Raw genomic sequence first — 25,839 nt, forward strand, 5'->3', positions numbered from 1 at the left:
TGGCACAAAATTTCGCAATGTAGCCGAAAACCTGCCTACCGTTCCTGGTGAGCATTCACTCTAGGCCGTGATTCAAATATAAAAGTTATGGAACGCTAAGTTTGCAGCCGAGCGTATTTAGTGAAGGACGAAGTCATCGGTTCAGTGAAAGATAGCCCACGGATCCGAGAACTTGTTGATTTTCTAAAATAGTTGTAACGCTCACTACAACCCGAACTGCACGTTTAAACCATTTTAGACAACCATTTCTGTCCATATATTCAAAGAAACGAAACGTATTTGAGTTTAACTTCACCTCCAAGCAGGGTTCCTGGCTGAATGTGATCAAAAGTTCCTTTGCCAAGAAGACCAAACAAGTACTCTGCCACCTACGAGTCAAATCAGGGGATAAGTTAAAACAGCGAATCGAGTTGTATCTTTAAGACAAACGTTATTATAGAGCTATCTACTAAAGGGAAAAAAGACAAATTTTTATCGAAGAACGAAAATTGATAAATTATTTGGCATTCGACACAAAGCGATTTTTTATTCTCTAGTAAAAATGGAAATATATTGATATAATTCTATCAGGTGATGCATCACAAAAAAACCAATTTCTCTGATCAAGAAATTGGCAATTGTTTTTATTGTCTGCTTCATATATATTTCAATTTTCTAAACTTTAGAATAAGGAGTTGAAGAAAAATGAAATTTTCCAAAAAAATCGTTCTGTCCTCTTTATTTTCCCTTGTACTCATTTTAAGTTTAGGAGGTTCTATTTACGCCGATTCGACAGCCAATGAAACTACTTCAATCATCCCAGTAACACCATCGCAAGAAGGAGTTTCAGTCCAGGCTTATAGTGAGTATGGTCCTTTCTACGTTCGCTCCGAGAATGTGGGGGAATATGGAGGCTTTACTGTGGTGTTGAACAGCGGTGTAACCTCATTCTACCTTTCTGACTATAAAGTTTATGGAGTACACGCTGGTGAAAAAGCTCATATCATGTGGACTTTCACTGATTTCAATACTGGTAAAGTTCTGCTCAATAAGAGCATTGGTGATACAACAACTCCGACGGACTTTTTAGTTTCGGGATTACCTAGCGGCGCGACTATTAATGTAAGTTGGCAAAACATGGATAACACTGATGTTGTTGGCGGAACTTATGTGCTTGTTGACGGATATGCATACGATTGAATTTTTAAATCACCATCAGTAAAAATATAAACAATCATGAAAAACCTTTCCCTTCTCTAAAAGAGGTCGAAAGGTTTTTCATCGTTTTTGAATAAGATTTTTGTTAGTGGATATAATATTTTTATCAAAAAAAAACAGTTTAAAGGAGCGAGGGATATGTTGCAGTCGTTTTTTTTGACAATAACGTTGCTGCTTTCAAACATAATTGGAACTTCGGTACAGGATAGCACAGCAATTAAAAAGCTTGAACAAAGGACGGACTTTAAAATATATGTACCAACAGTATTTGAATCGGCTACAAATTACGAAATAAAAGTACCTGATAGTATCGCTGCCAAAGCAAATTATATTCTGATTAATTATTTTGACGACAATGATGCATATTTATTTGGAGTGAGACAATTAAAAAATAATTCTATTGTCGAAAAAGAAATAGTTAATTTGGATATAAACAAAGGAACCCAACACTCAAAGAAAATTACTCAGAAGATTGAATTAAAGCCCCAAGGTGAGCAAGTATTCCTTAATGGGCAGAAAGGGTGGTATATACCCTATGTAGGAAAACAACCTACTGGTGGAGTCCTGAAATGGATTGAGGGAAATACTTATATGGAATTAGATACTTCTAAATTGCCTAAAGCCTCGTTAATAAAAATTGCTGAATCAATGGTAGCAGTCGAATGATCTCAATCCATACCTGAAGAAAGGCTACTTGCTTAAAGAAGATCAGATGGGATGCAGATGTTGTCTCCCTTTCCTAGCGGCAATTTATCTGCTGGAGAACAACACCCCTTACGAAACTAAGAGCAGAACAACTTGATAAAGAACCTTTTATGATTTAATGAAGTCGAAGCTATGATGAACACAGTCAGCAGAAAATAATTGACTTAAATAAAAACAAAAAGCCGCAGATAGCGGCTTGAATAAAACAAATTGCTTATTGAGTTACCTTCTCACCCTTAGTTACTTTATAGGCAATAGTTTTAAATTCGTCAAATTTGGCGTAAAGAAAACCTTGTACTTTGTTTTTGGCCTTGGTTTTTGATTCAAAATTAAAGTTCAGTAACTTATATATAAACTCAGTATTAGGTTGTGGTATATTTCCTCTAGCTGGAAAGCCAAACTCAAAAGTACAACTTCCTGTTGAGTAAAGACTTTTAAAATCATAGTTTGCTCTAACGGAAGATAAGATTAAAGAATTATGGTACTTAGGATCTCTTAACAACTCTGTTTCATGAATAGCCCTTCCCTTAAATTTCATATTATCGATTTTTCGTTCCATCCATTTAATACCTTCTGGAAGCGGCTTTTCTGCATCAACAGAAATCTCAACATTAGTTATCTGAAGAAATTCAAATGTATCTGATTTATCAAGCGATGTGTTTAGTAAATTTAAGAAAAATCTAACACGAGCAGCATTATCAAAATCATTAAAGGTAACTTTTTGTGTTTCTTTGTTAGAAATACAATTTTTTCTTAAAAGAATATCCCTTAAATATCTAGTACATTTTTCATTTACTTCATGTGTTTCTTCTGCTGTATGTTCCATAGCGATATTTAATAATTTCTTATCATCGGATAATTTTAGTTCGATATATCCTTTATGCAGACTATGTTGTGTGTACATGTCCTTTGAACGGTCCGTTCTCTCAATTTCAAAATCGCAAGAAAGATGATTCGGATCTCCATTTACAGGTCTCAATGGACTCTGACTTATTATTTCATAACTACTTGAGTGTTGAGGTATTAAGTCTTTTAAAGGAATATTTATACCTTTTAATGCTTCAAATAAGGGTTTGTCAGAAAGCCACTCTAAATCTCTATTTCTTCTCTTTATTTGTGATTCTTTATCTTTTTGTTTCTCGAGAAGCACTTCGAACTCTAGTGGGCTTAGTAATGACATTGTAATCAAAGGAACTGTCTCATTCCGATCATTGGAACTAGTAAAAATTCCTTTTGAAGAAAGAAAACTTTTTAAATCATTATCCGATAATACTCTAGATGAAGAAACTAAAGGTCTTAAATTGTCTCCAAAGGGAAGAATAGTTTCTACATTCAGCTTTGGCGAATTATTGTCCAGCATTTTATTCCTCTCCCAATATTGAAATAGTATCCTTAAACGATCGAACTTCAACTGTTTCAATAAAATTACCTTCAAATAAACGCTTAGTTGTTTGCACGATATTTCTATGCTCAATTTCTAAATAATCGTAATATAGAATAACAGTTTGTTTTGCCCAGCTATTCGTTAATCTTTGCGTAAATCCCATAATTCTTTTTAAAGAATTTTCATTAAAGTTTTCATTGACAAACATCAATAGTGTTGGTCCTGATTCACTTGGATCAACACGCAAAGGCAAGACATTCGAATTAATTAGTTGTACAGGAAGTTTCTTACCATAATTAGTCGACACAAATGGATCAACATCATTGTATCCTGTTGGATGATAAAAAAAGTTATAGTCACCATATTTACTTATGGCATAATTAATCGATCTGTAAAGAAAATTTGCTTTATTGTTATCTACCAAGTAAATGGGACCATATTCGGCTTTTTTGTCTGTATTTCTAAATGCCTTTATTTCCTTAATAATATCTCTTTCTATGTCTTCTTTACTTGATAACCAAAAAATTATTCCACTGGTTTTCCGTTCTTGAATTCTTCTGCCGACTCGAGTTTCACTATATTTTTGGTCATAAGGAAAGCAATCCATCGCTTCTGCTAACTCATAGAGATATTTTTTAAATACTGATGTTGGATAATCCGGGTACTTTTCTTTATTATGTTTACAAGAAATCAATACGTCATCTTGCAAGTGATTAATTAAAGGACTTTCAAATGAAAAAATATAATCGAGACCATGCTCCTTATTTTTTCTATCGTGTTCTTCATTGAAACATTCTATTGTTGGATTGTAATCAGCACTTCCCCAACCGATTAGTTTCAGTAAATTTAGGACAATCTTCTCTCCAAACTCACCAGAACTTTTTGAATTCTCTCCTGACATAAATATCGCTCCTTACTTTACTTTTCGCTACGAAAATAAACCTTATAGAAAGACATGTTTTTTTCTTCGTCAAAGCCCTTCTCTAGATATTTATCATTTACTACTTTTATTTCAAACCCAGTGTCTAACTTGATTTTGCTTTTAAATCGTTCTTTCAATTTCATAACAGTTGTAGGTGATATATTAAATGTTTCAATAGGAATTATGTGATTTTTTTCCTCATACCTTGCTTTATATTCAAGGAACTCATCTTTTAACTCTTCGTTATCAAAAACATCTTCTAGAAAATCGTTCAAAGAACATGTGCTGTTTTGTTCAAAGTAGTTATATGTAGAATTTTTAAACTTGAATGTATCATTGATGGTCGTATTATTCAGTTGATCAACATTAATATTCGACGAAAAGGAATTGCAGATTTTAAGGAATGCATCTGTGGTGTAATTATCATCCATAACCTCTTTTAAATTTAAGAAGCTATTTTTCCAATATTGTGCTTCATTATTTTGTGACTTAGCAGAAGCATCAATAATCAATACTTTAAATCCATTCTGCATTTCATCATTAATTACTAAACAACCTTTGTCTAGCTTATCAATATTAATTCCTCTATCATAATTGATGTTGAAGTTGTCATTGGCTTGATTTACCTTCAAATATGTATCTCTGTTCTCGGTCTTAAAAAGTCCTATTACATCAATTCTTTTATTGGTTAAAGAATGATTTTTAAAATACGCCACATAAAACTCGCCTGACTTAATATTCGGATGGTTTGATTTTTCATATAAGTGTTTTAAAATCCTAACCGATTCATCATAAAAGCTTCCTTTTCCAGTAAAGATATTCTTCACGTAGAAGTAGACTTCGTTTAAATCAAGCTGACCTTCATGTGTAAAATTGAAAAATTTCTCCGCTTTAAATGGTCTCAGGAAAAATTTCAAGAGTATTTCCTTCATACTTGAGTCATTTAAGTCATGCAGCCTCTGAGATATCTCGATTCCTTCATCTCGCATCTTGTTCCCAATTTTATGTACGACTAATTGCTCTATATCCAATTCATCAAATTCAACCATTAAGATTCACCTTCTCTTACTTAAAAATATTTTTATACACTTTACCCCTAAAATTTGATAGTTCAAAATACCGTCCCCAATAGACCTATAAGAACCTCATCGTTAGAACCTGTACTAATTTAAAAAGAGGCTAAAGAATCTTTTTTCATAAATGTAAGTATTATTTTCGACATTTTCCTATGAATTCCTTTTTTCTTTGATGATTTACAATCATCATTTTGAAAATTTTTCTCAATCATCTAATTTTGGAGGAAAAGTCATGAATAAGCCTCCCTTTACAAAATCCCAAATCACCCAAGCGAATAACATCAACCTAATCCAATTCGCCAAATTACATGGTTACATCCTCGAAAATGGCGGCCGCCGCGCGCTTCATGCGAAGCAAAGTGGCGGTCTTTACTTTTTCCGGGATAGCAACAAATACTACCATTTCTCAACCGATTCTCGTGGCGGACCCATCGACTTTGTAATGCAATTTATGCGGATGGATTTTAAAGAGGCCGTTGCGTATTTGCTTGGAACTGACTTACCGCAGCATCAATCCGCACCTATCCTTCCCAAACCTTCCGGCAAGCTGCAGCTCCCGGACAAAGCGCCCAATTATAGGCGTATTTCCTGGTATCTTATCCATGTTCGGGGCATTGAACCAGAAATCGTCTTCCGTTTGATGCGTGAAAAGAAGCTATACCAGCAGGATATGACCGGAAATTGTGTCTTTGTCGGGTACGATCAGGACGGTTCGGCCAAATACTGTTCCCTTCGCGGGACATGGGCGAATCGACCTTTCAAACAGGATCGACCGTTTTCGGATAAAAGTTATCCTTTCCATATTGCCGGAACCAGTCGGAAGGTCTATGTTTGCGAAAGCCCGATCGACGCGATGAGCCATGCCACCTTGTCGAAATTGGACGGTCAGGACTGGAAAGTCGACCATCGAATTTCGCTGGGTTGTTTGTCAGATCAGGCGCTGGAACGCTTCTTGCGGCATCACGACATCAAGAAGATCATTTTTTGCTTGGACAACGATGTTAACGCCACCTTTCAGGACAGCAGCCCGGCTCCCAATTGGGGACAAGAGGCTGCCTTTAAATTTGCCGCTAAGTACGCCTGCCTAGGATATGCAACCTCCGTCGAAACACCTGTAAGCAAAGATGTGAATGAAGATTTGTGTACCCGACGGTATATAATAGAGGAAGAACGAAAACGGAGTGTTCAAGAAGACATGCTTGAACGATAAGAACTAAGCACATCGAAGAGATCCTGCTTCAACACGCGCAGGAAACGGATATTTTATCACTGGTAGACGAATAAGAATTTGAGCATACTGCGATCTGCCACATTCCAAATGAGGGATGTGGCTTTTTGCTGTTCTATCCTTAATAAGGAGCGATGAAATCATGTCCCCCTCCCTTTTTTCTCATCGGATCAAAGAACTGCCGTCCTCCGCCCCGAGAGGCCCGCCTCTTGGGGTGGAGGTTAAAGGCAGGAATAGCAAAATGTCATTTTGCGTGAAACACCGCGTGGAAGCAGAGCTTCCACCGACATTTTTACCGGTTTTGCCCCGATGATCGAATGTCACACGGAATTCACAAAAGGAAGGTGGTGCCATTGGCCAATACCGAGAAAACAGTCCAGATCACCGTCAAGCTTCCCAAAAAGCAATATGAAGCGCTGAAGAAATACGCAGCCTCCAAACATCTTAGCATGGCAGATATTGTACGGGCTTTCGTACAAAAGGGAATGTCCATCGAAGCCTACACCCAGGAGATCGACTTCATCACCGGCATCATTCGGCAAGAGATCTCGATTGCCATTAACGGCCTTAGCAACCGTCTGGCCGGACTTGCCAGCAAAGACCTCATTATGTCCGCCGCGGCGTACTATTCCACCATAGCGATCATTGCCGATCTCATTGATACGAACCGCTATACCACCTTTCGGGAAATCGAGCGGAAAGCACGGCAGCTTGCGGTCGAATATACCAAGATGAAGCTGACCGATGCGGAAAAGCTGTTCCTCTCTGGCGACTCATTCGAGCGTAATTTGGAACGGTTACGCGGAGGTGATGGCGATATCGCTGATCTATAAACAACGTTTTTTTCATCCCAATCACCCGAAAACCGCAGTCAGCAACTATGTGCATATCGGTTATATTGCCACCCGCCCCGGTGCGGTTCGGCATGAAAACATGAGCCACGGATTGTTTGGCAAACTTAAGCCCGGCAGTCTGCAAACATTTGATTCCTGGCAGGAAGTCGCACGAATTGCCCGGCAAATTTCGCGGGAAGGCAAAAATATGTACCGCAGTGTCATTTCATTTCGAACCGAGACCGCGCTTGAACTCGGTTTAACGGATTTCACCGATTGGCAACAGTATATCGAACAGCATATCTCCACCCTTGCCGCTCATAATCGGATCAAGATTGAAAACTTGTGCTGGGCCGCTGCCTTCCATAATGAACGCAATCACCCTCATCTCCATATTGTGTTTTGGGACAAGTCGCAAACTATCATAAAGAACTTCACTCATCCCGAAATTCCGAACCGTATTCGCAAACAGCTCATCAAAGACACCTTCGCGTACAAAATCAGGGAATTTTGCGTGCAACGAGACCAATTCAAAACTGGTATCACCGAAGTGACGGACAGCATCATTGAAGAATTTGAAGCCTATATGAAGCGACTAAATCCAAGAGCTTTTCGAGCGTTACAACATCGATTTGAACAAGATGATGAGGATTCCCTGCTCCGCTACCCCAAGCATCACCTGATCGAACCCGATTCGGTCAAGCAATGGGCCAAAAAATTATTCGAGCTGCGCAGGAACATGCCGAAAAGCGGCAGACTTGTCTACAAGCTATTGCCCCCGGAAACCAAGCTACGAGTGGATGCAATGGTTCATGACATGCTGAATGACAATCGGTATTTGGCACAAATGGTAGAGAACTATGTGCAAGCCAAACTGAAGTTGGCTATGCTCTACGACAGCCATCCGGACCGGCTGGAAAAACTCCGTACGGGTTATCGAAACGAAGCGGAAAAACGTATTGCGAACCGTATTCTTCTAACCGTCCGGACGATGATTCAGTTGGAGAAGGAAGCCAAGTCGAGCATTCGAGAAGCCGATCGGCAATATGCGCTGGCCGAGCAGATGCTACTGGAACTGCTTACTGCGGCGGAAGGTTGGATGATGCGGGCAGAACTAGACTATGACGACAAAGCCAAAGTCATGGGCGGAGACTTCTCCAAGCTCGCCAAAAAGGAATGGCTGCTCCGGCACAAGGATCGCGGTATGGAATGGTAATCATAGGTAAACCTATAAAAAACCGAAAGGATGAAACGACATGCTTTTTACAGATGGACATCTGCAATCCCTGGAACAGTTAATGAAACAGCCTCCGCGCCGAAAATCCGTCCAATCGGACAAGTCCAAGCAAACGAATATGGCCGCTGCGCCTTCCGCTTCTCGGCCTGAGCAAAAGAACGACCGTGAAACCAAATGATCGATTGAATCCCCACGCTATATCCTCTTTCATCTAAAAACAAGCCGTCATATCCGAAAGGAACGAAGCGTTCAATGAAAAGCAAAAGTGAATTTTACAAGGCGTTCTTCACAGCCCTGACGGAACTGGGCATCGAAGTCAAACGCTCAACTTCGGCGGATTATTTGGCAGACCTTTATTTGAAGGACCAACTCGTCGCCTTCTATACCCGTACGGATTCGATCGAGCGCAATCCGTTTGTGACCGTCCCGGATCGGCTGATGTCACAAATACAGGACTTCGCCCGGAAGACGGCGCTGCAGCTTGGGATATGCACCGAAAAACCATATTCCGAGAATACGCCCAAAATTGCAAATGCTGTCTACAAACTCTGCGAATACGACAATGTCGTCCTGGCGTGCAAGCACCATCCGTTGTTTGAATACGTCTTTTCCACGTACCGCTTGTCTCCGGACAACGGCGCGCCGGTACAGCGGCAATACTTCTACAACAAGGAAGAAGCGCTGGAAAACTTCGCGTGCCGCAGCGGATTAGTGAATGAAAAGAAGCTGTTCTTCGAGAACGAACTTATCCTCATTCACGACGAAATGGTTAAATTCCTCATCAGCCCAAACGACAAAACGATCGACCAATTCGAACAGGCACAAATCCTGATAGAGAAACTGGAAGATGTGCTGCCCGAGCTAAAAGATCGGGACATTCAACTAAATTACGATCAGCAATTTGCCCACGATTATGACGGCAACCCTGAAGCACTGGAATTTGCCGAAGACCGCTGAAAGGAGGACTCCCATGCCCAGACCGGAAAGCTCCATCTGGGGCAACATTTTGACCTGCGCGGAGATTGCCCTGCATGTGTATGAAATAATAGCCGAACGGGGCAGCGGAATCGTCATCGACGCCGACCACGCCAAAGAACTGTTAGGCGAAGAAGCGCTCAACATCGGTGAACAACACGGTGACCATGTATACTTTGACGATGCCAAAAGTGTAGTTCCTGCCTACGAATTACTCCAAAATAATGCGATTACGGATCCTGAGTTCAAAGAGCGCTGCGGCAGTCCGGAGCAGCTTGCCAAGGAAGGCAAGTTTTTCGCTCCAGAATATTTCGGCTCACTACAGGCTCCGGAAAATACACCTTGGGGAACGGTGACAAATAGCCAACCTCTCCATAATGGACTGTATTTTTTGGAGAGCGACGGAAAATGGCAGCTTGCCGTGCACCAGACCGTCGCTAACCATTGCTTATCGGACTTTGCACAAGAGCACGCTGCAAATCACGGTGAATATTTGCATTATCCACTGGACCGTTGTGCGGTTCCTGTTTATGAGTTATCTGCCTCTCATCCCGCCGTCATGGCCCAGGTGGTCGATGAAGACAGTTTGCTGCATACGCTCTGCGTGGATGAGCCGCTGTATGTAGCAATGCATAACCAACACACCGAAGAATGGGGGCATATCCACGACCGCCCTGCACCCAAAACTATGTTTTTGCAACTTCAATTGGATCAGGTTGCGGAGCAAGCTCATAAACAGGAATACCGTACACCCCATGCTGCAAACAATCCCACCCTCATAACGTTATGTACCAATGAACTGGAGCCCGACGACTTTTTTGAACCGACCGAGGAACTGGAACTGTGAAAACGAAACAAAGATGGGCTATTTCTTTGCTTCTGTTCGGGATTGGAGGTATTCTAAATCTCTTTATCAGCACCGCCCTTCATCGTCTGTTGTCCGGCTATACGTCCCGACTTGCGTGGCCCCCTATCGAATCGTGCTTGTCTAGTCTGATATCAAATCGACAGCATGTTCTGCTGTTCGTCTGTTTGCAAGGCTTCCTTTTGCTGCTTGCCATTCTGTTTTTCACAGCAAACAGCCGTCCCTATCAAAGCAAGCTGCAACGGGTGGCCCCTGGAATTGAAACCCCGATTCCAACCGGTCAGCATCAACACGGATCGGCTCGCTGGTTAAAGGAAGAGGAATGGTCTCGAGCTTTTGACCATTATTCGCTTGATCTTAGCCATCCGCTGATCCGTCATTTGATCGATACCGGTTATGACGACTTAAACTTTCTAAAACCGCCGAAACAGGAGGAATGGCATGATGAAGCTGTTTCATCCGCAAACGATCCCCAAACCTGATTCACCCGCCAAGGAATATCCGCTCAACCTCAATTCCAGTGGTATCGTGCTGGGAATGAGTCAGGAACGCGGACGTGAGAAGCTTTACTTTGTCGGCGATGATGTGCACACGCTGTGCATTGGAGCAACCCGCAGCGGGAAATCCCGTTCGGTTGTTCTGCAATCCATCGGTTTGCTGGCCCTCGCAGGCGAATCGATGGTGATTTCTGATCCGAAAGCGGAATTGCTTCACTATAGTGGCCCCATGCTGGAGAAACTGGGCTACGAAGTGCTGGAACTCGACTTTCGCCACCCTGAAAAAAGTCACCACTACAATTTGCTTCAGCCGATTATCGATGCCGCTCTTGCTGGCGATCAGGAACAGGCCGAAATGCTCGCTTGGGATATGACAAATGTCTTGGTCGGCAAAGCCCAAGGAGAGAAGATCTGGACCAACGGCGAAATGTCGGTTATAGCTGCTTCCATTCTCAGTGTCGTATGGGATAATATCAAATGGCCCGAATACCAGAACTTGACCAATTCGTATTGGTTTCTGGCCGAGATGAACAAGCAAATCGGTAACAAAACGCCGATGCAAGAGTACGTCAAACGATTGCCGCAGCATCATCCGGCCCGAGCGCTGCTTAGTATCTCCGATATCGCACCTTCCCGTACCAAAGGCAGCTTCTATACGTCGGCATTAACGACGCTGCGGCTGTTCACCTCCAAATCCATATACGCGATTACCCATAAAAGCGACTTTTCTTTAGCCCAGCTCGGCGAAAAGAAACAAGCGCTTTTTATTGTTTTACCGGATGAAAAGACCACGTTCTACCCTGTTGCATCCCTGATGGTCTCGCAGCTTTATGAACTGCTAACAGCCGAGGCTGACAAGCGCGGCGGACGACTGAAACGGCGCGTTAACTTCCTGCTGGACGAGTTTGGCAACTTTACGCCGATCGCCGACTTCACGAACAAGCTGACGGTCGGCGGCGGACGCGGGATGCGTTTCAACCTGTTTCTGCAAAGCTTCGAGCAACTCAAAGAAAAGTATGATGCCCATGCCGCCAGCACAATCAAGTCTAACTGCCAGACGTGGATATATATGCAGGCTGACGACCTCGAAACCTTGCGAGAAATTAGCGAAAAGTTAGGAACATACACCACTTCCAGCTATTCGCTCTCTTCGTCGCACGGCAAATACTCGACACCGAGCACTTCGCATTCGCTCAATTTATTGGAACGCAAGCTGCTCACCGTGGACGAAGTGCGCCGCATCTCGCGTCCCTATCAAATCGTCCTATCCCGCAGTCATCCGGCCATGATGTATGCTCCCGATCTCGGTAAATGGGCATTCAACCGCATGATGGGGCTCGGGGACAAGGAGCATAACCGCAGAGTTCGGGAGGAACGGGAAGCACGGCGGCCGATTCGGACCAACACGCGAGAGGAGGTGAAACTATGGAACATATGGGTGTACTACCACAAGGACATCACCCGGCAACTAGCGGAACAGCAGCGTGCGGCGGCAGCGCAAAACGCTTTTTCCCCCTTTTCGTTCGACGATTGAAGAAAGGAGGGCAAGCGGTAATTCGGTACACGGTATCTGCAGCTTTGACAGGATTCCTTTTCTTTATGTCCGATTCCTCCGCCTTTGCCTCCGACATCAAAGATAGCAAGCTGGCTACCGGCACGGAAAAATTGATTAACGATGTGACCACATGGCTGATGATTTTGTCTCCTGTCGTGTCCGGCGTACTCATCATTTACTTTTTTATTCGTCGGTCCGCAGCAGACGAAATGGATCAGAAAAAATGGAATAATCGAATCATTGCCGCTGTCGTCTCCTGCATTGGCGCGGTACTCGGCTCGGCTACATTGAACATCATCGTTGGCTATTATAAGTAAGGCAAGCCTGCTTAATTACAGCAGGCTTTTTCAATTTTCATACCATTTAGGAGGTTACCCAATATGAAACAATGGCTGAAAGCTGCGAAAAAGAAAATCGCCCACTCGGTTACTCGGACCAAGCAAGCGCTAGGTAATCGGCGCGGTGAAGGGTTTGTTGATACGGCGGGTGCGTCCGTAAGAGCATAGTGACTGCACAAAGTCACTGTGTTCGCGGACGATGAGAAAATCTGCTTTGGCAAGCAGCAATGAAACATATCCAAATCATTGTCATCATCCCATTTATCCAAAAGGGAAACCTGGCGGGGAGTGTAGCATATGGGAAAATCCCTAAGTCAGCCTAACGATCAAGGCTGCGACTGCAAGGGTGAGATGAAACGTCAAAGACGAGGATCAAGGCTGAATTGCTTGAAGGATAGTCCGAGGGGTCATAGTCGAGACCTTAACGCAGGATCGTTGCAGCGTTAAGCGGTGCAGGAGCTGCATAGACTGCGGGTGCAGCCGTCCGGGATATGTGTACCGACCAACTGGAGTAACCAGTAAAGGACGAACGTCCGATCCGACACTTTGACATGCCTGTTTCTCATCGTCTAAACGGAGATTGCCTAAACCGGAACGCCGGAAAATCGGCTATGCGTAATGCCGCGAGGGGATAAATTTCAAGGGCTGACCCCCAAGAAAGATGACGCTGAATATCTGGCAAGGCAACGGAGCTTCCATAGTAGTCCGAGAACCCTGAATGGACAGGGAAAGCCGTAAAATCGGATGCGGATAATGCCGCTCACATGGCGAAGGGAAGCAGTCTGTCTCTTAATACAAAGAATGGAAGGATGCGAGAGGCATTGCGAAATCCAGTTGAAGTATTAAACAGTCTATCTAACCAAGCATGCAAGGAAGGCTATCGCTACGAACGTCTGTACCGCAACCTGTACAACGTAGAGTTCTTTCTGCTGGCTTATCAAAATATCTACGCCAGCGAAGGCAATATGACGGCAGGAACCGATGGTCAAACCATCGACGGTATGGGCGTAGCGAGAATCGAAACACTGATTGCCCGTTTGAAAGACCACAGCTATCAGCCTCATCCGGCGCGGCGTACTTACATCAACAAAAAGAACGGCAAGAAACGCCCGCTGGGTATCCCCTCCTTCGAGGACAAGCTGGTGCAGGAAGTGGTCCGCCTGATACTGGAGAGTATTTATGAGCCGACCTTTTCAAATCTATCTCACGGATTCCGTCCAAAGCGAAGCTGCCATACTGCTCTGCTGCAACTGCAAGCCCATTTTACCGGAACCAAGTGGTTTATTGAGGGAGACATTAAAGGATTCTTCGACAATATTGACCATACTGTATTGATCCAACTTCTGCGCAAACGAATTCGGGATGAATACTTTATCGCACTCATCTGGAAATTCCTTAAAGCGGGTTATGTCGAGGATTGGACCCTTCATGCCACATATTCCGGGACGCCGCAAGGCTCTATTGTCAGTCCGATTCTATCGAACATCTATTTGAACGAACTGGATGGCTACATGGAGCGGTTGATGAGGCAGTTCAACAGCGGCCAAAAGCGAACCAAAAGTGAGGCTTATGCCCATCTGGAACAAAAGCTGAAATACATGCGCTATAATAAGTGTTCCTCTTCCAACTGGGAAAAGCTTGATGCAGCAGAAAAGCAGCAAGCGGTGAAAACAATCAAAGGGATTCGCAGCGCCATGCACCAAACCGCCTACTCTGACCCGCAAGACAGTAGCTACAGGCGTCTTTTCTACATCCGGTATGCAGATGATTGGCTGTGCGGTGTCATCGGCAGCAAGGCGGATGCGGAGGAAATCAAGACGAACATCAAGGCATTTCTGGCCGACACGCTCAAACTGGAGCTATCGGAGGAGAAGACCCTGATTACCCATGCCCATGACAAAGCGCGTTTTCTCGGGTACGACATTTTTGTTGCGGACAATGAAAGCCTGCGAAAAGACAAAAATGGGTATACCCGGCGCACCCGTAATGGCAAGGTTAAATTGTTCGTCCCCCGTGAAAAGTGGCAGAACAAGCTCATCGAATACAAAGCTCTGGAAATCAGCGTTCACAGCGGTCAAGAAGTATTCCGCCCGACTCATCGCACGTACCTCATCAGCAATGACGACCTGGAGATCCTGAACCAATACAATGCTGAAATCCGGGGCATGTACAATTATTACCGCATCGCGGATAACGTAAGTGTCCTCGGTCACTTCAATTATGTGATGAAGTTCAGCATGTTCAAAACCTTTGGGGCCAAATACAAGCTTCGTATCAGCCAAGTGCGGAAGAAGTACGGATATAAACGCTTTGGCGTAAAATACCGCACGAAAGCAGGCAAAAAGACCTTGTATTTTTACGATGGTGGCTTCAAGAAGGATCAAACAGGAACAGCCAACGCCGATGTGGACATGGTTCCCAAAGTGTTTCGCAACAGTAATCCGACAAGTCTGATTACGCGGCTAAAAGCCAGCCGCTGCGAATGGTGTGAGACGGAAAATGTCTGTCTGGAAATTCACCATGTCCGCAAGTTAAAAGACTTGAAGGGCAAAAAACGTTGGGAGCGGCTGATGATCTCCCGAAGACGCAAGACATTGGCCTTGTGCGGTCCATGTCATGATCGTCTGCATGCTGGAAAGCTAGACTGATAGACAGATGGAGAGCCGGATACGCTGAGAGGTGTACGTCCGGTTCGGAGGGGAGTGTTTGAAGACCTGCCGCTCGTAAAACGGCAAGGCGTTGGGCGCTTACCCTACTCAAAATTTTGATGGGTGTTGTCATCGGGGCGCTGGTGCTGGCGGGGCTGTACCTTTTGTTTGAAGACACGATTCTGCCTACGTTATCGGAGCGAATTAAAGCTATGTTCGATTACGGGGGATCCTTACGGTGATCGAAGCAACCTCGTGAAAAGGAGAAGGCGATGGAGAAAATCCTGCTACTGCTCATCGTCGCGATTTTGAACGGTGCCCTAATTTACATGGACACATTGCTAAAAGACATTATGCCGATTTCCTTATACGCGGAACAGTTCATGTCGCTATCAACCGGCGTGGACCTCGCCGAAAGCTTGTACGACATTTTGTTCTCGTTTGGCATCGCTCTAATGATTCTCAAGTTTTTAAAGAAAGGATTTGAAATCTATGTACTGTGGACGGACGGCGACCCTGACGAAGAACCGCTATTTTTGCTAACCAACTTTTTCCGGGCGATGGCGGTTGCCGTTTGTTTTCCCACCATTTACTCTTGGCTTGCTCAAATTGTGGAAGAACTGACCGATTTGCTGCTTAACGCGATTGGGCAATCGACCAGTTATGACTGGCAAGTCTGGGTAGAGGCCATCAGTTCGGCGGGGCTTGTAACCGCGATTTTTGGGCTCATTTTTGTCATCTGCTTCTTCATTCTCTATTTTCAATTCCTGATGCGGGGACTGGAAATGTTCATCTTGCGTGTCGGGATTCCGCTTGCTTGCGCCGGATTGCTAGACAATGACCGAGGCGTCTTTCGTGCTTATGCCCAAAAATTCATGCAGTCCATGCTGGCGGTCGTTATTCAGATCGCCTTGGCCAAGCTAGGCGTCGGGCTGATGCTGCAAAACCACGTATTCTGGGGCATGGCCTGTATGGTGCTGGCTATTCGCACGCCGCGTTTCCTTTCGGATTTCTTGATCACTACAGGCGGCGGAGGCGGCATTGTGAACAATGTATACCACAGCGTCAAACTGGTTGGCATGGCTCGCAAGATGATGAAAGCCGGGTGATCCTATGGTCACTTTGGAAGAATTGGCACAAGCGCTCATTGTCCTGATTCGCCTGGGTTGCTCGGCCCGCTTTATTTATTGCATGGTGCGATTAGCCGGAGCCGATGAAGAGGCTGCTCGCTATAAAAAACGCGCCCGTAACGTGGCGCTGTTTTATGTGCTTACAGAAAGCATTTGGCAAATCAAGGAGTTGATTCTCTATTATTACCGGTAAAGGGAAAAGGACGATGACGCAGGCGCTTTCTCATCATTGTTCAGGTTCCCAATCGTCATCGGATAGCTCGCCGCTATAAGCTGTATTCTCCAGGACATCGGCGCTTCGATCATCCACCCAATAGCGGGTCGTGCGGGAATGCACAATTTCGGCAAGCATGTCTACCCGCTTTTGCAAGGCGGAGCAAAGAGCATCGCATCGAGCATCGTCAATAAACAGCGAACCCTTCAGGATCTCCCTAAACTCTTCATCCAGCCCATGAAGTTGGGACAAATCCAGCCAATCAAAAGATGTAACTAGTTTGATTTGCTCGTTATGGTCATTTTTGAAGGGCTTGCAGGTCAGTTTAACCGTTGGCGAAATGAGCGCCGGCGGCTTGGTAAACCAGAGAGAAGACCCGCTGTCGTAAATCGGAGCGGCCCCGATCCATTCCAGCGTTTCCACATTCCGAATGACACCGAAGTTATTTTGGTGCCTGTCCTCATTGGCAATAAGATAATCCACGACCATCATCCGATCAAGCGCATCGACGATGCCCGGAATGCCTAATGCCTCGCAGCAATTCACATAATGTTGATAAACCGAAATGTGATTCGCTTTTTGCCGGGTCTGCATCACATACCAGGCCGTCACCAGTTCCGTCTGCGGCGTGATGAAATTTTCGCAGACGCTAAATGGATAATTGTCCTGTACAAGAAGCGAGTAAGTAACATGGGGAATGCCCAGTCTCTGCATTAGCCGGCTGGCCAGCACTTCATTATAAGGTTCCTGCTGAATAGCGCCGCTTCCGCCCTTGATAAGGCAACGTTTCCCATCCAAGATCGTCCATTTCTTTTTTAACCAGCCATCCGAAGTGTTATCCGGTGACATCAAGCTTAAACTTTCACCATGTATGCCTCTGCCGAGCAACACATTTCCGACATCTTCAGAAAAAGCGTTGTCAAAAAAATTGACTCGCGACCAATCGACATCTGAATCAGAGGGGCAAATCCAATATTGGTCGGACAAGCTGAGGCCCAAACTTTTATCCAGCAATTTTTGGGTAGTAGCCAGCTTCAACTCGATCAGCGCTTCCTTAATGCCGTCCCGGCTAGCGGGAATGGCGCGGCCCCGCCACCATTCATTGAGCGCTGAACGATCAATGCGTCCTTTTTTAACCGGTATTCCGATGGGAACGTGGCGTTCGTCATATACATCGCCGATAGCGGAAATGGCGCTGGTCGCTTCGTCAAGCTCGATCTCCGCAACCGGAACGTTTTTGTGTTTTAACACATATTTTTTGTTCCATGCATCCGTCATTATCACCACTCCTCTTCCCCTCATCTTGTACGAACCTGCCGTGCATGAATCAATTCATGTACAAGCAGTTGCACGATTACTTCTATCATAGCTCAAATTCCTTTTTTTTGCTTCATTTTTGTCCGACCTTCCTTTGCTTAATAAAACCAGTCTCATCGTCACAAAAAGGAGGTTCCGTATTCCATGGAACAGGATCAATCCTTGTATATTCCTCTCGGCGTGAAACCGGAAGCGGAATGGTTTCCTGGCTTCGGTCAACGTCAGCTTGGTCAAACGGTCATTGGATCGCTTGCTGCCGCACTCACAGCCATCGTGTTATGGCTCGTGTGGGGCGGTGTGCCGATGGCCGTCGTCGTTTTTCTGATCGGGGTATCCGCTTCGGTGATGATGACGACTAAAGACCGGCACAATCTGTCTGTGCTCGATCAGATCACATTTATGATTCGCTTTATCAAAAGTCAGAAAACGTATCCTTATCGCCGCTTGGACGAATGGCCGCTGACGGAGTGCAAATCATGATGCTTACCCTTCTGATTGCCAAAGGTTTGTTGTTCGGTACCCTGCTTCTAGCGGCCAGCTACCATGACATCCGAACCCGTGAAATCCCCAATAGGTTGCCGCTCGCGATCTTCGGCACTGGCATGCTGCAAGTTTCCCTGATCTCAGCCGTTTCCGGGCTTGTTGTTGCCGGCCTTCCCTTTTTGCTTGCGGCTATCATCACCAACGGGAAGATCGGCGGCGGCGATATCAAGCTTATGGCGGCTTCCGGCTTTGTGCTGGGACCTATCGGTGCCTTAATGCAAAGCATCTTAGGTTTGTCACTTGTACTCTTCTTTGCAGCCGGACTTGCTATTTGCGGCGGCAAAGCAAAAGCCGCAAAAACTCCCTTGCCGCTGGCCCCTTTTCTTTCGGCCGGCGGTTTTGCGGCGTTTTGGCTGCTCCATTTTTGTTGAAAAACGAGGAGGATTCGACGGTCAATGAATTGGTTCAAAAATCGCTCCATCCTTGGAGCATGCTGCATTATCCTCTCCCTGATACTTTGCCTCGGCATTGCCCCGCTGCTTAATCAAAGTGCCAACAAAACGGTCGCCATTGTGCGGGTTATCGAAGACGTAGACAAAGGAACACCGATCAAATCCAAACAGGTGGAAACCGTTGAAGTGGGGGCTTTCCATCTGCCTCAAGAGGTACTGAAATCCGTCGACGATGTGGTCGGAAAGTATGCTGCGACGGACCTCAAAAAGGGGGACTACTTGCTGCCGTCCAAGCTATCGGCTGTTCCGCTTGACGCTTACCTGACTCGACTGGACGGACAAAAACAAGCTTTGTCCGTCACGATCAAAAGTCTTGCGGCAGGGCTATCGGGCAAGCTGATGCCCGGCGACATTATCAGTTTGATAGCCGCCGACTACGGCGATCTCCGCACGACAACCCTGCCCCCGGAACTGAAATATGTGGAGGTGTTGTCGGTAACGACCAGCAGCGGTCTCGACGCGCAGACCGGAAACAGCGGGGAAACTCCCGAGGATGACAGGGAACTGCCTTCCACAATTACTCTTCTCGTACTACCGGAGCAAGCGGTGCTTCTGACCGACATCGAAAACAAAGGCAAACTGCATGCAGCACTCGTTTATCGTGGAGATGCAAAAACCGCACAGATGTTTATCGACAAACAGGATGAATATTTTACGTCCAAACAAGTAAACACGGAGGACCTTGCCCATGAGTAACAAACTCATCGCCATCTGGGGCAGTCCAGCCAGCGGAAAAACGATTACTACGCTCAAACTGGCCCAAACTCTCGGCGCTAAAAACAAAAACGTACTCACGATCTTTAGCGATCCGCTTTGTCCCTCCATTCCGTTTTTGGTTCCGCAAATCGCGAACAAACAACAATCTCTCGGAGAACTGCTCAGCTTACCAGCGCTTGCCCAGGATGATCTGCTTCGTTTTTCGCTCTCGATCAAAAGCTCGCCTAGGCTGGGCCTTCTCAGCTACAGCAAGGGAGATCATGCCTTTTCGTATGCCAACTACGATCGGGAGCGGGCCGTGGACTTTCTGACCTTGGCAAGGCATATCGCCGATGTCGTTCTGGTGGATTGCACCAGCTACGTATCCTCAAGCTTGCTTTCCACCGTAGCGCTGGAATTGGCCGATAACGTATTCCGCTTCCATACTTGTGACTTGAAAAGCATGATGTTCTACGCTTCCAATTTGCCTCTGTTGTCCGATGCCCGCTTTCAGCAGGCCCCCTCTGTTTCGGTTCTATCCAACCTTCGGCCCGGACAGGACAGCCGTGCGTACAGTCAGGTTGTCGGCGGTATTCGGATTGAGCTTCCGCATCTCCATACCTTGGAGCAGCAAGCACTCGAAGCCCGTTTGCTGGAAGCACTGCCGGCCAGCAAGGAAACGGCTGCCTACCAACAAGGCATTGCTCAAATGATGCAGCTCATTGTACCCGAAGAACTTTCACCAATTCGGCCCAAAGCGTCCCCCGCACTGAATGGCGCGGCTATTGTTCAGGGTTTCAAGAAACTGCTTTTGAGACGGCGAGGTGAAAGAAAGTGAATCAAGCCGCCCTTTACTTTTCCAGCCAATCCAAACCGTTTGACGACGTATTGAAAGAAGTGCAAGTCTATCTTTCGGGTAAATATGCGACGTTGCTCAGCCGTCATCCGGCTGAACAAAAGCAGCAGCTAATCGCCTATATCAACCAGTACCTGATCGACCATCGCCTGCATGTACCGGGATTTTCTTTTGATGAATTGGCCGATCGATTGTACGCAGAGATGGTAGAGTATTCTTTCTTGACCCGGTATCTGTTTTCACGGGAAGTCGAGGAAATTAATATCAACAGTTATAACGATGTGAAAATCAGCTACACGGATGGTCGTATATTACCTGCCGACGAGCAATTTTCTTCCCCGGAACATGCGCTCAACGTCATCCGGCGTTTGCTGCATCAGTCCGACATGATTCTCGACTACTCGCAACCTATCGTTCGCGGACACCTGGCCAACAATATCCGCATTACCGTGTTCGGTGCGCCGGTTACGGACAAAGACAAAGGCATTTCCGCCTCCATTCGGATTGTCAATCCGCAGAAGCTTGTGCGAGAGGATTTTATCCGCGGCGGCACGGCAACCGGCGATATGCTGGATTTCTTGAGTCTTTGCTTGCGATACGGCTTATCCATCTGTGTCACCGGAGCGACCGGCAGCGGTAAAACGACACTGATGAGCTGGCTGCTATCCACGATTCCATATGACAAGCGTATCTTTACAATCGAAAATGGCACCCGGGAGTTTGACCTCGTTATTACCGACGATGATGGACGTGTATTGAACAATGTGGTGCATACGGTCACCCGTTCCAGCGAAGACCCCCGTCAAAATATCGATCAGGAGAAGCTGCTGGAATTTGCCTTGACAGCCAACCCCGACGTCATTTGCGTCGGGGAAATGAAATCCGCCGAAGCTTTCGCCGCCCAGGAAGCTGCCCGGACCGGCCATACGGTGATAACCACAACTCACGCCAATTCTTGCCCGGCCACGTATTATCGGATGGTAACGCTATGTACGCAAAAATACGAAATGAACGACAAAACGCTGTATAACCTGGTGACCGAAGCATTTCCGATTGTCCTATTCGTAAAAAAGCTGGAAGATAACGTCCGCCGCATTATGGAAATCACCGAATGCCGTATTTTGCCGGATGGAACCCGGGAAATCGTACCGTTATATCGCTACGCTGTCCGCTCCACCAAGCAAAATGCCGGGCAAATTCGCATTGAAGGAGATTTTGAAAAGGTAAACGATATCTCATCCGGACTGCAAAAGCGCTTAGTGGAAAACGGCTTGCCGCTGCCCGTTCTTGAGCAATTACTAGAAAGAGGTGAAGAGCTTTGACGTTCTTGCTGCTGCTCTCCTTTATCGGGTTGTCCGCTGGCATCCTGCTCCTGCTCCGCTTGTCCCCCCGGCTGTTATTTCAGGAGCTTGCCGACCGAATGCAGCACCGGCAAACCCGCAAACTGCCAATCGGCCGACATATCCGCATGGTGCAAAAGCCAAAAAAGCTAAAAGGTTGGCAGGCAACCGTTGCCGAGGCTAGAGCCATCATGCAGCAAACCGGCCACGGGGAGCGGATCGGATGGCTGTTTGTCCTCTCACTTTCGCTCGCTGTTGGCGGCGCAATGTTGGCGCTGCTGCTCAGCAATGTCTGGCTGCTGCCTGTACTCACAGGCGGCTTTGCTATGTTGCCTTTCTGGATCGTATTGTTTGCTGCCACATTCTATAAAAAGCGGCTTCACGCCGAACTCGAAACGGCGTTATCCGTCGTAACGACTTCTTATCTGCGGAGCGAGAACATTATATCTGCCGTAGAAGAAAATCTGCCTTACTTGCATCCGCCTGTTTCCGATGTGTTTCAAGCATTTCTGGCAGAATCCAAACTGATCCATACCAATCTTCGTTTGGCGCTCACGCAGCTGCGCCGGCGAATTGACAATGGCGTGTTCCAGGAGTGGTGTGATGCACTTATGGCATGCCAAGAGGACCGGACATTAAAAACAACGCTGATGCCGATCGTGACCAAGCTGTCGGATATGCGCGTTGTATCCGCTGAATTGGACGTGGCGCTGTACGAACCGCTTAAAGAGTTTCTGACTATGGCGCTATTGCTTATCGGCAATATTCCGCTGCTTTATTTCCTGAACCGGGACTGGTACAGCGCGTTAATGCACACGCTCCCCGGTCAAATTGTGCTGGCGCTATGCGTCTTGACTCTGCTGATCTCGTTGGCTGCGGCCATACGACTGACGCGCCCGTTAGAGTACAAACGATAAGGAGGAAGACCATGAACGACAATGAAATTGCCGTTATAATGGGTACATTGATTGATGCTGATGCCAAGGAATTCGATAGTCTGGAAAAGCTCATTCGGCTGTACGGACTGGACGATTTTTTTCGGCAGCTCCAAGAATGGTCGTCTTTCTCCGCCGCGAGTATAGAGAAGCTGCAGGCGGTGCAAGTCATGATCCGTCACTTTTCCGGACCAGATGCCCCGTCCGCACGCTGAAAGGAGGACACAGGCATGGACGACCTCGCCTCCATGGGGAAATACACCCTAGACTTTATTCAATCTGTTCATAAACTAACCCAAATCCCACTTCGCAAACTGGAACGATACGGTTCTTCAAACAATCTGATGAACGTGCTGGAACGCCCCCTTGCCTTGGAACCTACCGCCTTGCAGTTAAAAAAACTCGATCAGCTCAATGCCTTTCTGCGGGCCTATCGAATCCTGAAATGGGAAGAGGAACACGTCAAGCAAGTCATACGTTCCCCACATGACGCGGGAAGTTACTTTAACGCGCTGCTGGAAGGTGTCCGGGATCGGGAGCGATTTATGGTTGCCTTTTTGGACAACGGCAATCACATCATTGAAACGCGCACGCTTGCCGAGGGCAGCATCGACCAGGCTCCTATTTATCCGCGTTTTGTTTTGAAAGCAGCGCTCAACTGCGACTGTGCTTCGATGATTTTGGCTCACAATCATCCCGGCGGTACGATGAGGCCCACTACCGAAGATATCCTACTAACAAAACGTTTGGTCGACATCTTTGCGCCACTGCATATCGATATTCTTGACCATATCATTATCGGGAATACCGGCTACGTTTCTCTAGCCGAACTGGGGAAATTGCCGAAAATCGCTGAGAGAGTTGCAAATTATGAAGCCATTACCACGAATGTCATGGAACAGGCAGAATGGCCCTCCTACAATGAAACTTTGAAACCCTGGTGCGCCAATCAAGCCCCTCTTGAAGAGGAATGGGAACGGTAAAGGAGGTGTTACCCGAACATGACCGGTCTTCTCTTTAGCTTTGGAATGTGTTTTGCAGCCGGAGCTTATTTGCTGTTGGCCGACCTTTTTCATATCTCAACCCGGGCCAATACGAAAGCTATTTTGCAGGCAGCCAAGCTAGGAAAAACCAATACGTCAGGCTTGGAGGTATTGCTCTTTCGTCTTTCGGCATGGCTGGCCGAACGTTTGCCACTGACAGATTACTACAGGCGCAAAATGGAAGCTACGCTTCGTTCCGCAGGCATTCGTCTCACTCCTGAAGTATTTGTCGCGCAAGCAGTAATTAAGGCAGGACTCATTTTTTGCGCCGGTATCGCATTGCTCCCATTACTCCCGCTCCTCTCACCGCTATTGATCTTTCTGGCAATCGCTCTCTTTTTTAAAGACATTCGCTCCGCAGATGAGGCGGTAAGAAAAAAAAGGGAACAAATCGAGGCGGAACTGCCGCGTTTTGTCGCAACCATTTCCCAAGAACTGAAAGCTTCACGGGACGTCTTACGCATACTGGAAGTCTACGCCAGCAATGCCGGGGAAAGCTTGAACCATGAATTGCAAATGACGATTGCGGATATGAAAAGCGGCAATTTAGAAACGGCGCTGATGCGGCTGGAAACCCGAATCGGCAGCACGATGCTGTCCGATGTGGTACGTGGCCTGCTTGCCGTCCTGCGCGGCGACCAAGGCGTCGTCTATTTCGAAATGCTGGCGCATGATTTCAAGCTGTTGGAAATTCAGCGGTTGAAACGCATCGCGATGAAGCGCCCCGGTAAAATCCGAAAATTTTCGTTTCTGATGCTGGCTTGTTTCATGCTAACATACATGGTCATTATCGGCATGGAAATATTCAGAGCGCTCGGCAAGCTGTTTTAGTAGTTAGAAAGGAGGCTTTCTATGAAGCGAGTGATCGCCTCCCGCCGTGGAGAAGGGTATGTCGATGTGGTTGTTATCGTACTCGTTGCGCTGCTGTGTATCGCCCTTGCGATCAAAGTGTTCCCGGTATTTATAACACAACAGCAGCTTAACACGTTCGCCGATGAACTGGCGCGCGAAGCAGAAACCACTGGCAGAATCGGACCGGAAACGTCGCAGCGGATAAAAGAACTGCAAGAACAAACCGGATTACATCCTGCCATCGAATGGAGCAAAACCGGAAGGATTCAGATTAACGAGGAAGTGACGGTCATCCTTCGAACGAACGTTAACATTGGGTTGTTTGGGAATTTCGGTTCGTTCCCCATCGAACTGTCGGCCACCGCAACCGGAAAGTCCGAGGTATACTGGAAATGAACCTTTTTTGGAACAACCGATCCGGCAGCGGATACCCGTTTGCGGTGACCGTCGTATTATTCATCATGCTTCTCTCCTGCGGTATTTTTGAATATTTTCGGTTAACTATCATCGCCGCACAGGTACGAGACACCACTCAAAGCGCCATTATTGCTGTCGCGACGGAAAACTACAGCCATGTTTACAGTAGTTTGCGTCAAAGTTACTCTGGTGCTTTTAGCCGGTCCGGGAACGAGTGGCGGGAACTATGGTCGGCCGGCGATATTAATGGCCGAATTCGTCGCGATCTGGGGCTTGTGCAAGAGGGGACTGCGTACGTTCGAAAGTCCTCAGACCGAATCGAATACAGCATTTCCGGACTTGATGTCAAGATTCTCAATTCACCTTTTGCCCCGGCATCGCCAGGCTCGGCCCGCCAATTCACCGCCGAGGCGAAGATACATTTGAAGGTTCCGCTCTCTTTTGGTTGGGGCCACCTGCCCCCCATGCAAGCTGATTTGAAAGTGCAAGCCGTATACAGACCACGATTTTAACGACAAATCATATTACGGTTCGAGTTGGAATTTACAGATTTATACAGTATAATAAAAGTGAAATCATTCCTT

General features: G+C 46.2%; 31 protein-coding genes. 26 read left to right on the forward strand and 5 right to left on the reverse strand.

Annotation, left to right across the window (positions count from 1 at the left end; genetic code table 11):
• Positions 1-684 precede the first annotated feature (684 nt).
• A complete protein-coding gene (locus tag NYE74_RS24035) occupies positions 685-1,179 on the forward strand; it encodes a hypothetical protein (RefSeq protein WP_036624157.1) in 495 nt (164 codons plus the stop codon).
• 156 nt (positions 1,180-1,335) lie between these two features.
• Positions 1,336-1,863: a DUF4367 domain-containing protein gene (locus NYE74_RS24040; protein ID WP_036624158.1), complete on the forward strand. Its 528-nt coding sequence runs from the start codon at positions 1,336-1,338 to the stop codon at positions 1,861-1,863.
• 253 nt (positions 1,864-2,116) lie between these two features.
• Here the strand turns inward: NYE74_RS24040 and gapS4b are convergent, their stop codons facing one another.
• Genes gapS4b through NYE74_RS24055 form a run of 3 tightly spaced genes read right to left on the reverse strand, consistent with a single transcriptional unit; the run spans position 2,117 to position 5,257 of the window.
• Positions 2,117-3,262, reverse strand: a complete 1,146-nt coding sequence (gene gapS4b / locus NYE74_RS24045) for a GapS4b family protein (RefSeq protein WP_316560479.1) — start codon at positions 3,260-3,262, stop codon at positions 2,117-2,119.
• Position 3,263: 1 nt separating this feature from the next.
• Positions 3,264-4,187 (reverse strand): GapS4a family protein, encoded by a 924-nt coding sequence (gene gapS4a / locus NYE74_RS24050; protein WP_036624160.1) that lies wholly within the window; start codon positions 4,185-4,187, stop codon positions 3,264-3,266.
• A gap of 17 nt (positions 4,188-4,204) precedes the next feature.
• Positions 4,205-5,257, reverse strand: a complete 1,053-nt coding sequence (locus NYE74_RS24055) for a nucleoid-associated protein (RefSeq protein WP_036624161.1) — start codon at positions 5,255-5,257, stop codon at positions 4,205-4,207.
• A 259-nt stretch (positions 5,258-5,516) separates the two neighbouring features.
• Here NYE74_RS24055 and NYE74_RS24060 point away from each other — a divergent pair, with 259 nt between their 5' ends.
• The 9 genes from NYE74_RS24060 (at position 5,517) to NYE74_RS24100 (ending at position 12,980) form a co-directional block, all read left to right on the forward strand.
• Positions 5,517-6,494 (forward strand): DUF3991 and TOPRIM domain-containing protein, encoded by a 978-nt coding sequence (locus NYE74_RS24060; RefSeq protein ID WP_316560478.1) that lies wholly within the window; start codon positions 5,517-5,519, stop codon positions 6,492-6,494.
• Between the two features lie 371 nt (positions 6,495-6,865).
• Complete coding sequence (locus tag NYE74_RS24065; protein WP_051985565.1) at positions 6,866-7,345, forward strand: hypothetical protein; 480 nt, start codon at positions 6,866-6,868, stop codon at positions 7,343-7,345.
• On the forward strand, positions 7,323-8,561 hold the full coding sequence (gene mobP3, locus NYE74_RS24070) for a MobP3 family relaxase (protein WP_036624164.1): 1,239 nt from the start codon (positions 7,323-7,325) through the stop codon (positions 8,559-8,561). Before NYE74_RS24065 ends, mobP3 begins: the two co-directional genes overlap by 23 nt.
• 273 nt (positions 8,562-8,834) lie before the next feature.
• Positions 8,835-9,539: a hypothetical protein gene (locus NYE74_RS24075; RefSeq protein ID WP_036624165.1), complete on the forward strand. Its 705-nt coding sequence runs from the start codon at positions 8,835-8,837 to the stop codon at positions 9,537-9,539.
• 13 nt (positions 9,540-9,552) lie between these two features.
• Entirely contained in the window at positions 9,553-10,404 is an 852-nt protein-coding gene (locus NYE74_RS24080; RefSeq protein ID WP_036624166.1) for a hypothetical protein, read from the forward strand.
• Positions 10,401-10,904 carry a hypothetical protein gene (locus NYE74_RS24085; protein ID WP_063836316.1) on the forward strand — a complete coding sequence of 168 codons (504 nt, stop codon included), beginning with the start codon at positions 10,401-10,403 and terminating at the stop codon, positions 10,902-10,904. The genes NYE74_RS24080 and NYE74_RS24085 overlap by 4 nt, the downstream gene beginning before the upstream one ends.
• Positions 10,864-12,453 carry a VirD4-like conjugal transfer protein, CD1115 family gene (locus tag NYE74_RS24090; protein ID WP_316560476.1) on the forward strand — a complete coding sequence of 530 codons (1,590 nt, stop codon included), beginning with the start codon at positions 10,864-10,866 and terminating at the stop codon, positions 12,451-12,453. The genes NYE74_RS24085 and NYE74_RS24090 overlap by 41 nt, the downstream gene beginning before the upstream one ends.
• Positions 12,454-12,518: 65 nt before the next feature.
• A complete protein-coding gene (locus tag NYE74_RS24095) occupies positions 12,519-12,791 on the forward strand; it encodes an Mbov_0395 family pilin-like conjugal transfer protein (RefSeq protein ID WP_316560475.1) in 273 nt (90 codons plus the stop codon).
• A gap of 63 nt (positions 12,792-12,854) precedes the next feature.
• Entirely contained in the window at positions 12,855-12,980 is a 126-nt protein-coding gene (locus tag NYE74_RS24100; RefSeq protein WP_316560474.1) for a hypothetical protein, read from the forward strand.
• 275 nt (positions 12,981-13,255) lie between these two features.
• Here NYE74_RS24100 and NYE74_RS33395 read toward each other — a convergent pair whose 3' ends face one another.
• A complete protein-coding gene (locus tag NYE74_RS33395; RefSeq protein ID WP_373871801.1) occupies positions 13,256-13,378 on the reverse strand; it encodes a 2Fe-2S iron-sulfur cluster-binding protein in 123 nt (40 codons plus the stop codon).
• A 255-nt stretch (positions 13,379-13,633) separates the two neighbouring features.
• Here NYE74_RS33395 and NYE74_RS24105 point away from each other — a divergent pair, with 255 nt between their 5' ends.
• The 4 genes from NYE74_RS24105 (at position 13,634) to NYE74_RS24120 (ending at position 16,783) form a co-directional block, all read left to right on the forward strand.
• On the forward strand, positions 13,634-15,460 hold the full coding sequence (locus tag NYE74_RS24105; RefSeq protein ID WP_212978233.1) for a reverse transcriptase/maturase family protein: 1,827 nt from the start codon (positions 13,634-13,636) through the stop codon (positions 15,458-15,460).
• 113 nt (positions 15,461-15,573) lie between these two features.
• On the forward strand, positions 15,574-15,702 hold the full coding sequence (locus tag NYE74_RS24110; protein ID WP_316560487.1) for a DUF6133 family protein: 129 nt from the start codon (positions 15,574-15,576) through the stop codon (positions 15,700-15,702).
• A 30-nt stretch (positions 15,703-15,732) separates the two neighbouring features.
• On the forward strand, positions 15,733-16,569 hold the full coding sequence (locus NYE74_RS24115; protein ID WP_316560473.1) for a conjugal transfer protein TrbL family protein: 837 nt from the start codon (positions 15,733-15,735) through the stop codon (positions 16,567-16,569).
• A gap of 4 nt (positions 16,570-16,573) precedes the next feature.
• Positions 16,574-16,783, forward strand: coding sequence for a mercury transporter (locus tag NYE74_RS24120; protein ID WP_316560472.1), 210 nt, complete (start codon positions 16,574-16,576; stop codon positions 16,781-16,783).
• Between the two features lie 33 nt (positions 16,784-16,816).
• Here the strand turns inward: NYE74_RS24120 and NYE74_RS24125 are convergent, their stop codons facing one another.
• Positions 16,817-18,082: a HipA domain-containing protein gene (locus NYE74_RS24125; RefSeq protein ID WP_316560471.1), complete on the reverse strand. Its 1,266-nt coding sequence runs from the start codon at positions 18,080-18,082 to the stop codon at positions 16,817-16,819.
• A gap of 183 nt (positions 18,083-18,265) precedes the next feature.
• On the opposite strand from NYE74_RS24125, the gene NYE74_RS24130 reads away from it, so the two are divergent.
• From NYE74_RS24130 to NYE74_RS24180, 11 genes are read left to right on the forward strand one after another with little or no spacing between them, the layout of a single operon-like run.
• Positions 18,266-18,601 carry a hypothetical protein gene (locus NYE74_RS24130; protein WP_316560470.1) on the forward strand — a complete coding sequence of 112 codons (336 nt, stop codon included), beginning with the start codon at positions 18,266-18,268 and terminating at the stop codon, positions 18,599-18,601.
• A complete protein-coding gene (locus tag NYE74_RS24135) occupies positions 18,598-19,035 on the forward strand; it encodes an A24 family peptidase (protein ID WP_341005324.1) in 438 nt (145 codons plus the stop codon). Before NYE74_RS24130 ends, NYE74_RS24135 begins: the two co-directional genes overlap by 4 nt.
• A gap of 24 nt (positions 19,036-19,059) precedes the next feature.
• Positions 19,060-19,812 carry a Flp pilus assembly protein CpaB gene (gene cpaB, locus NYE74_RS24140; RefSeq protein WP_316560468.1) on the forward strand — a complete coding sequence of 251 codons (753 nt, stop codon included), beginning with the start codon at positions 19,060-19,062 and terminating at the stop codon, positions 19,810-19,812.
• Entirely contained in the window at positions 19,805-20,650 is an 846-nt protein-coding gene (locus NYE74_RS24145) for a hypothetical protein (protein WP_316560467.1), read from the forward strand. Before cpaB ends, NYE74_RS24145 begins: the two co-directional genes overlap by 8 nt.
• On the forward strand, positions 20,647-21,990 hold the full coding sequence (locus NYE74_RS24150; RefSeq protein WP_316560466.1) for a CpaF/VirB11 family protein: 1,344 nt from the start codon (positions 20,647-20,649) through the stop codon (positions 21,988-21,990). The genes NYE74_RS24145 and NYE74_RS24150 overlap by 4 nt, the downstream gene beginning before the upstream one ends.
• Positions 21,987-22,925 (forward strand): hypothetical protein, encoded by a 939-nt coding sequence (locus tag NYE74_RS24155; RefSeq protein WP_316560465.1) that lies wholly within the window; start codon positions 21,987-21,989, stop codon positions 22,923-22,925. The genes NYE74_RS24150 and NYE74_RS24155 overlap by 4 nt, the downstream gene beginning before the upstream one ends.
• An 11-nt stretch (positions 22,926-22,936) precedes the next feature.
• Complete coding sequence (locus NYE74_RS24160) at positions 22,937-23,158, forward strand: hypothetical protein (RefSeq protein WP_316560464.1); 222 nt, start codon at positions 22,937-22,939, stop codon at positions 23,156-23,158.
• Between the two features lie 15 nt (positions 23,159-23,173).
• Positions 23,174-23,926, forward strand: a complete 753-nt coding sequence (locus tag NYE74_RS24165; RefSeq protein WP_316560463.1) for a JAB domain-containing protein — start codon at positions 23,174-23,176, stop codon at positions 23,924-23,926.
• An 18-nt stretch (positions 23,927-23,944) separates the two neighbouring features.
• Entirely contained in the window at positions 23,945-24,817 is an 873-nt protein-coding gene (locus NYE74_RS24170; RefSeq protein WP_316560462.1) for a secretion protein F, read from the forward strand.
• Positions 24,818-24,838: 21 nt separating this feature from the next.
• Positions 24,839-25,234: a DUF4320 family protein gene (locus tag NYE74_RS24175; protein WP_316560461.1), complete on the forward strand. Its 396-nt coding sequence runs from the start codon at positions 24,839-24,841 to the stop codon at positions 25,232-25,234.
• On the forward strand, positions 25,231-25,767 hold the full coding sequence (locus NYE74_RS24180; protein ID WP_316560460.1) for a hypothetical protein: 537 nt from the start codon (positions 25,231-25,233) through the stop codon (positions 25,765-25,767). Before NYE74_RS24175 ends, NYE74_RS24180 begins: the two co-directional genes overlap by 4 nt.
• The last annotated feature ends 72 nt before the right edge of the window (positions 25,768-25,839 follow it).

It is taken from the genome of Paenibacillus sp. FSL P4-0127, assembly GCF_038007325.1.
GTDB classification, from domain to species: domain Bacteria; phylum Bacillota; class Bacilli; order Paenibacillales; family Paenibacillaceae; genus Fontibacillus; species Fontibacillus macerans.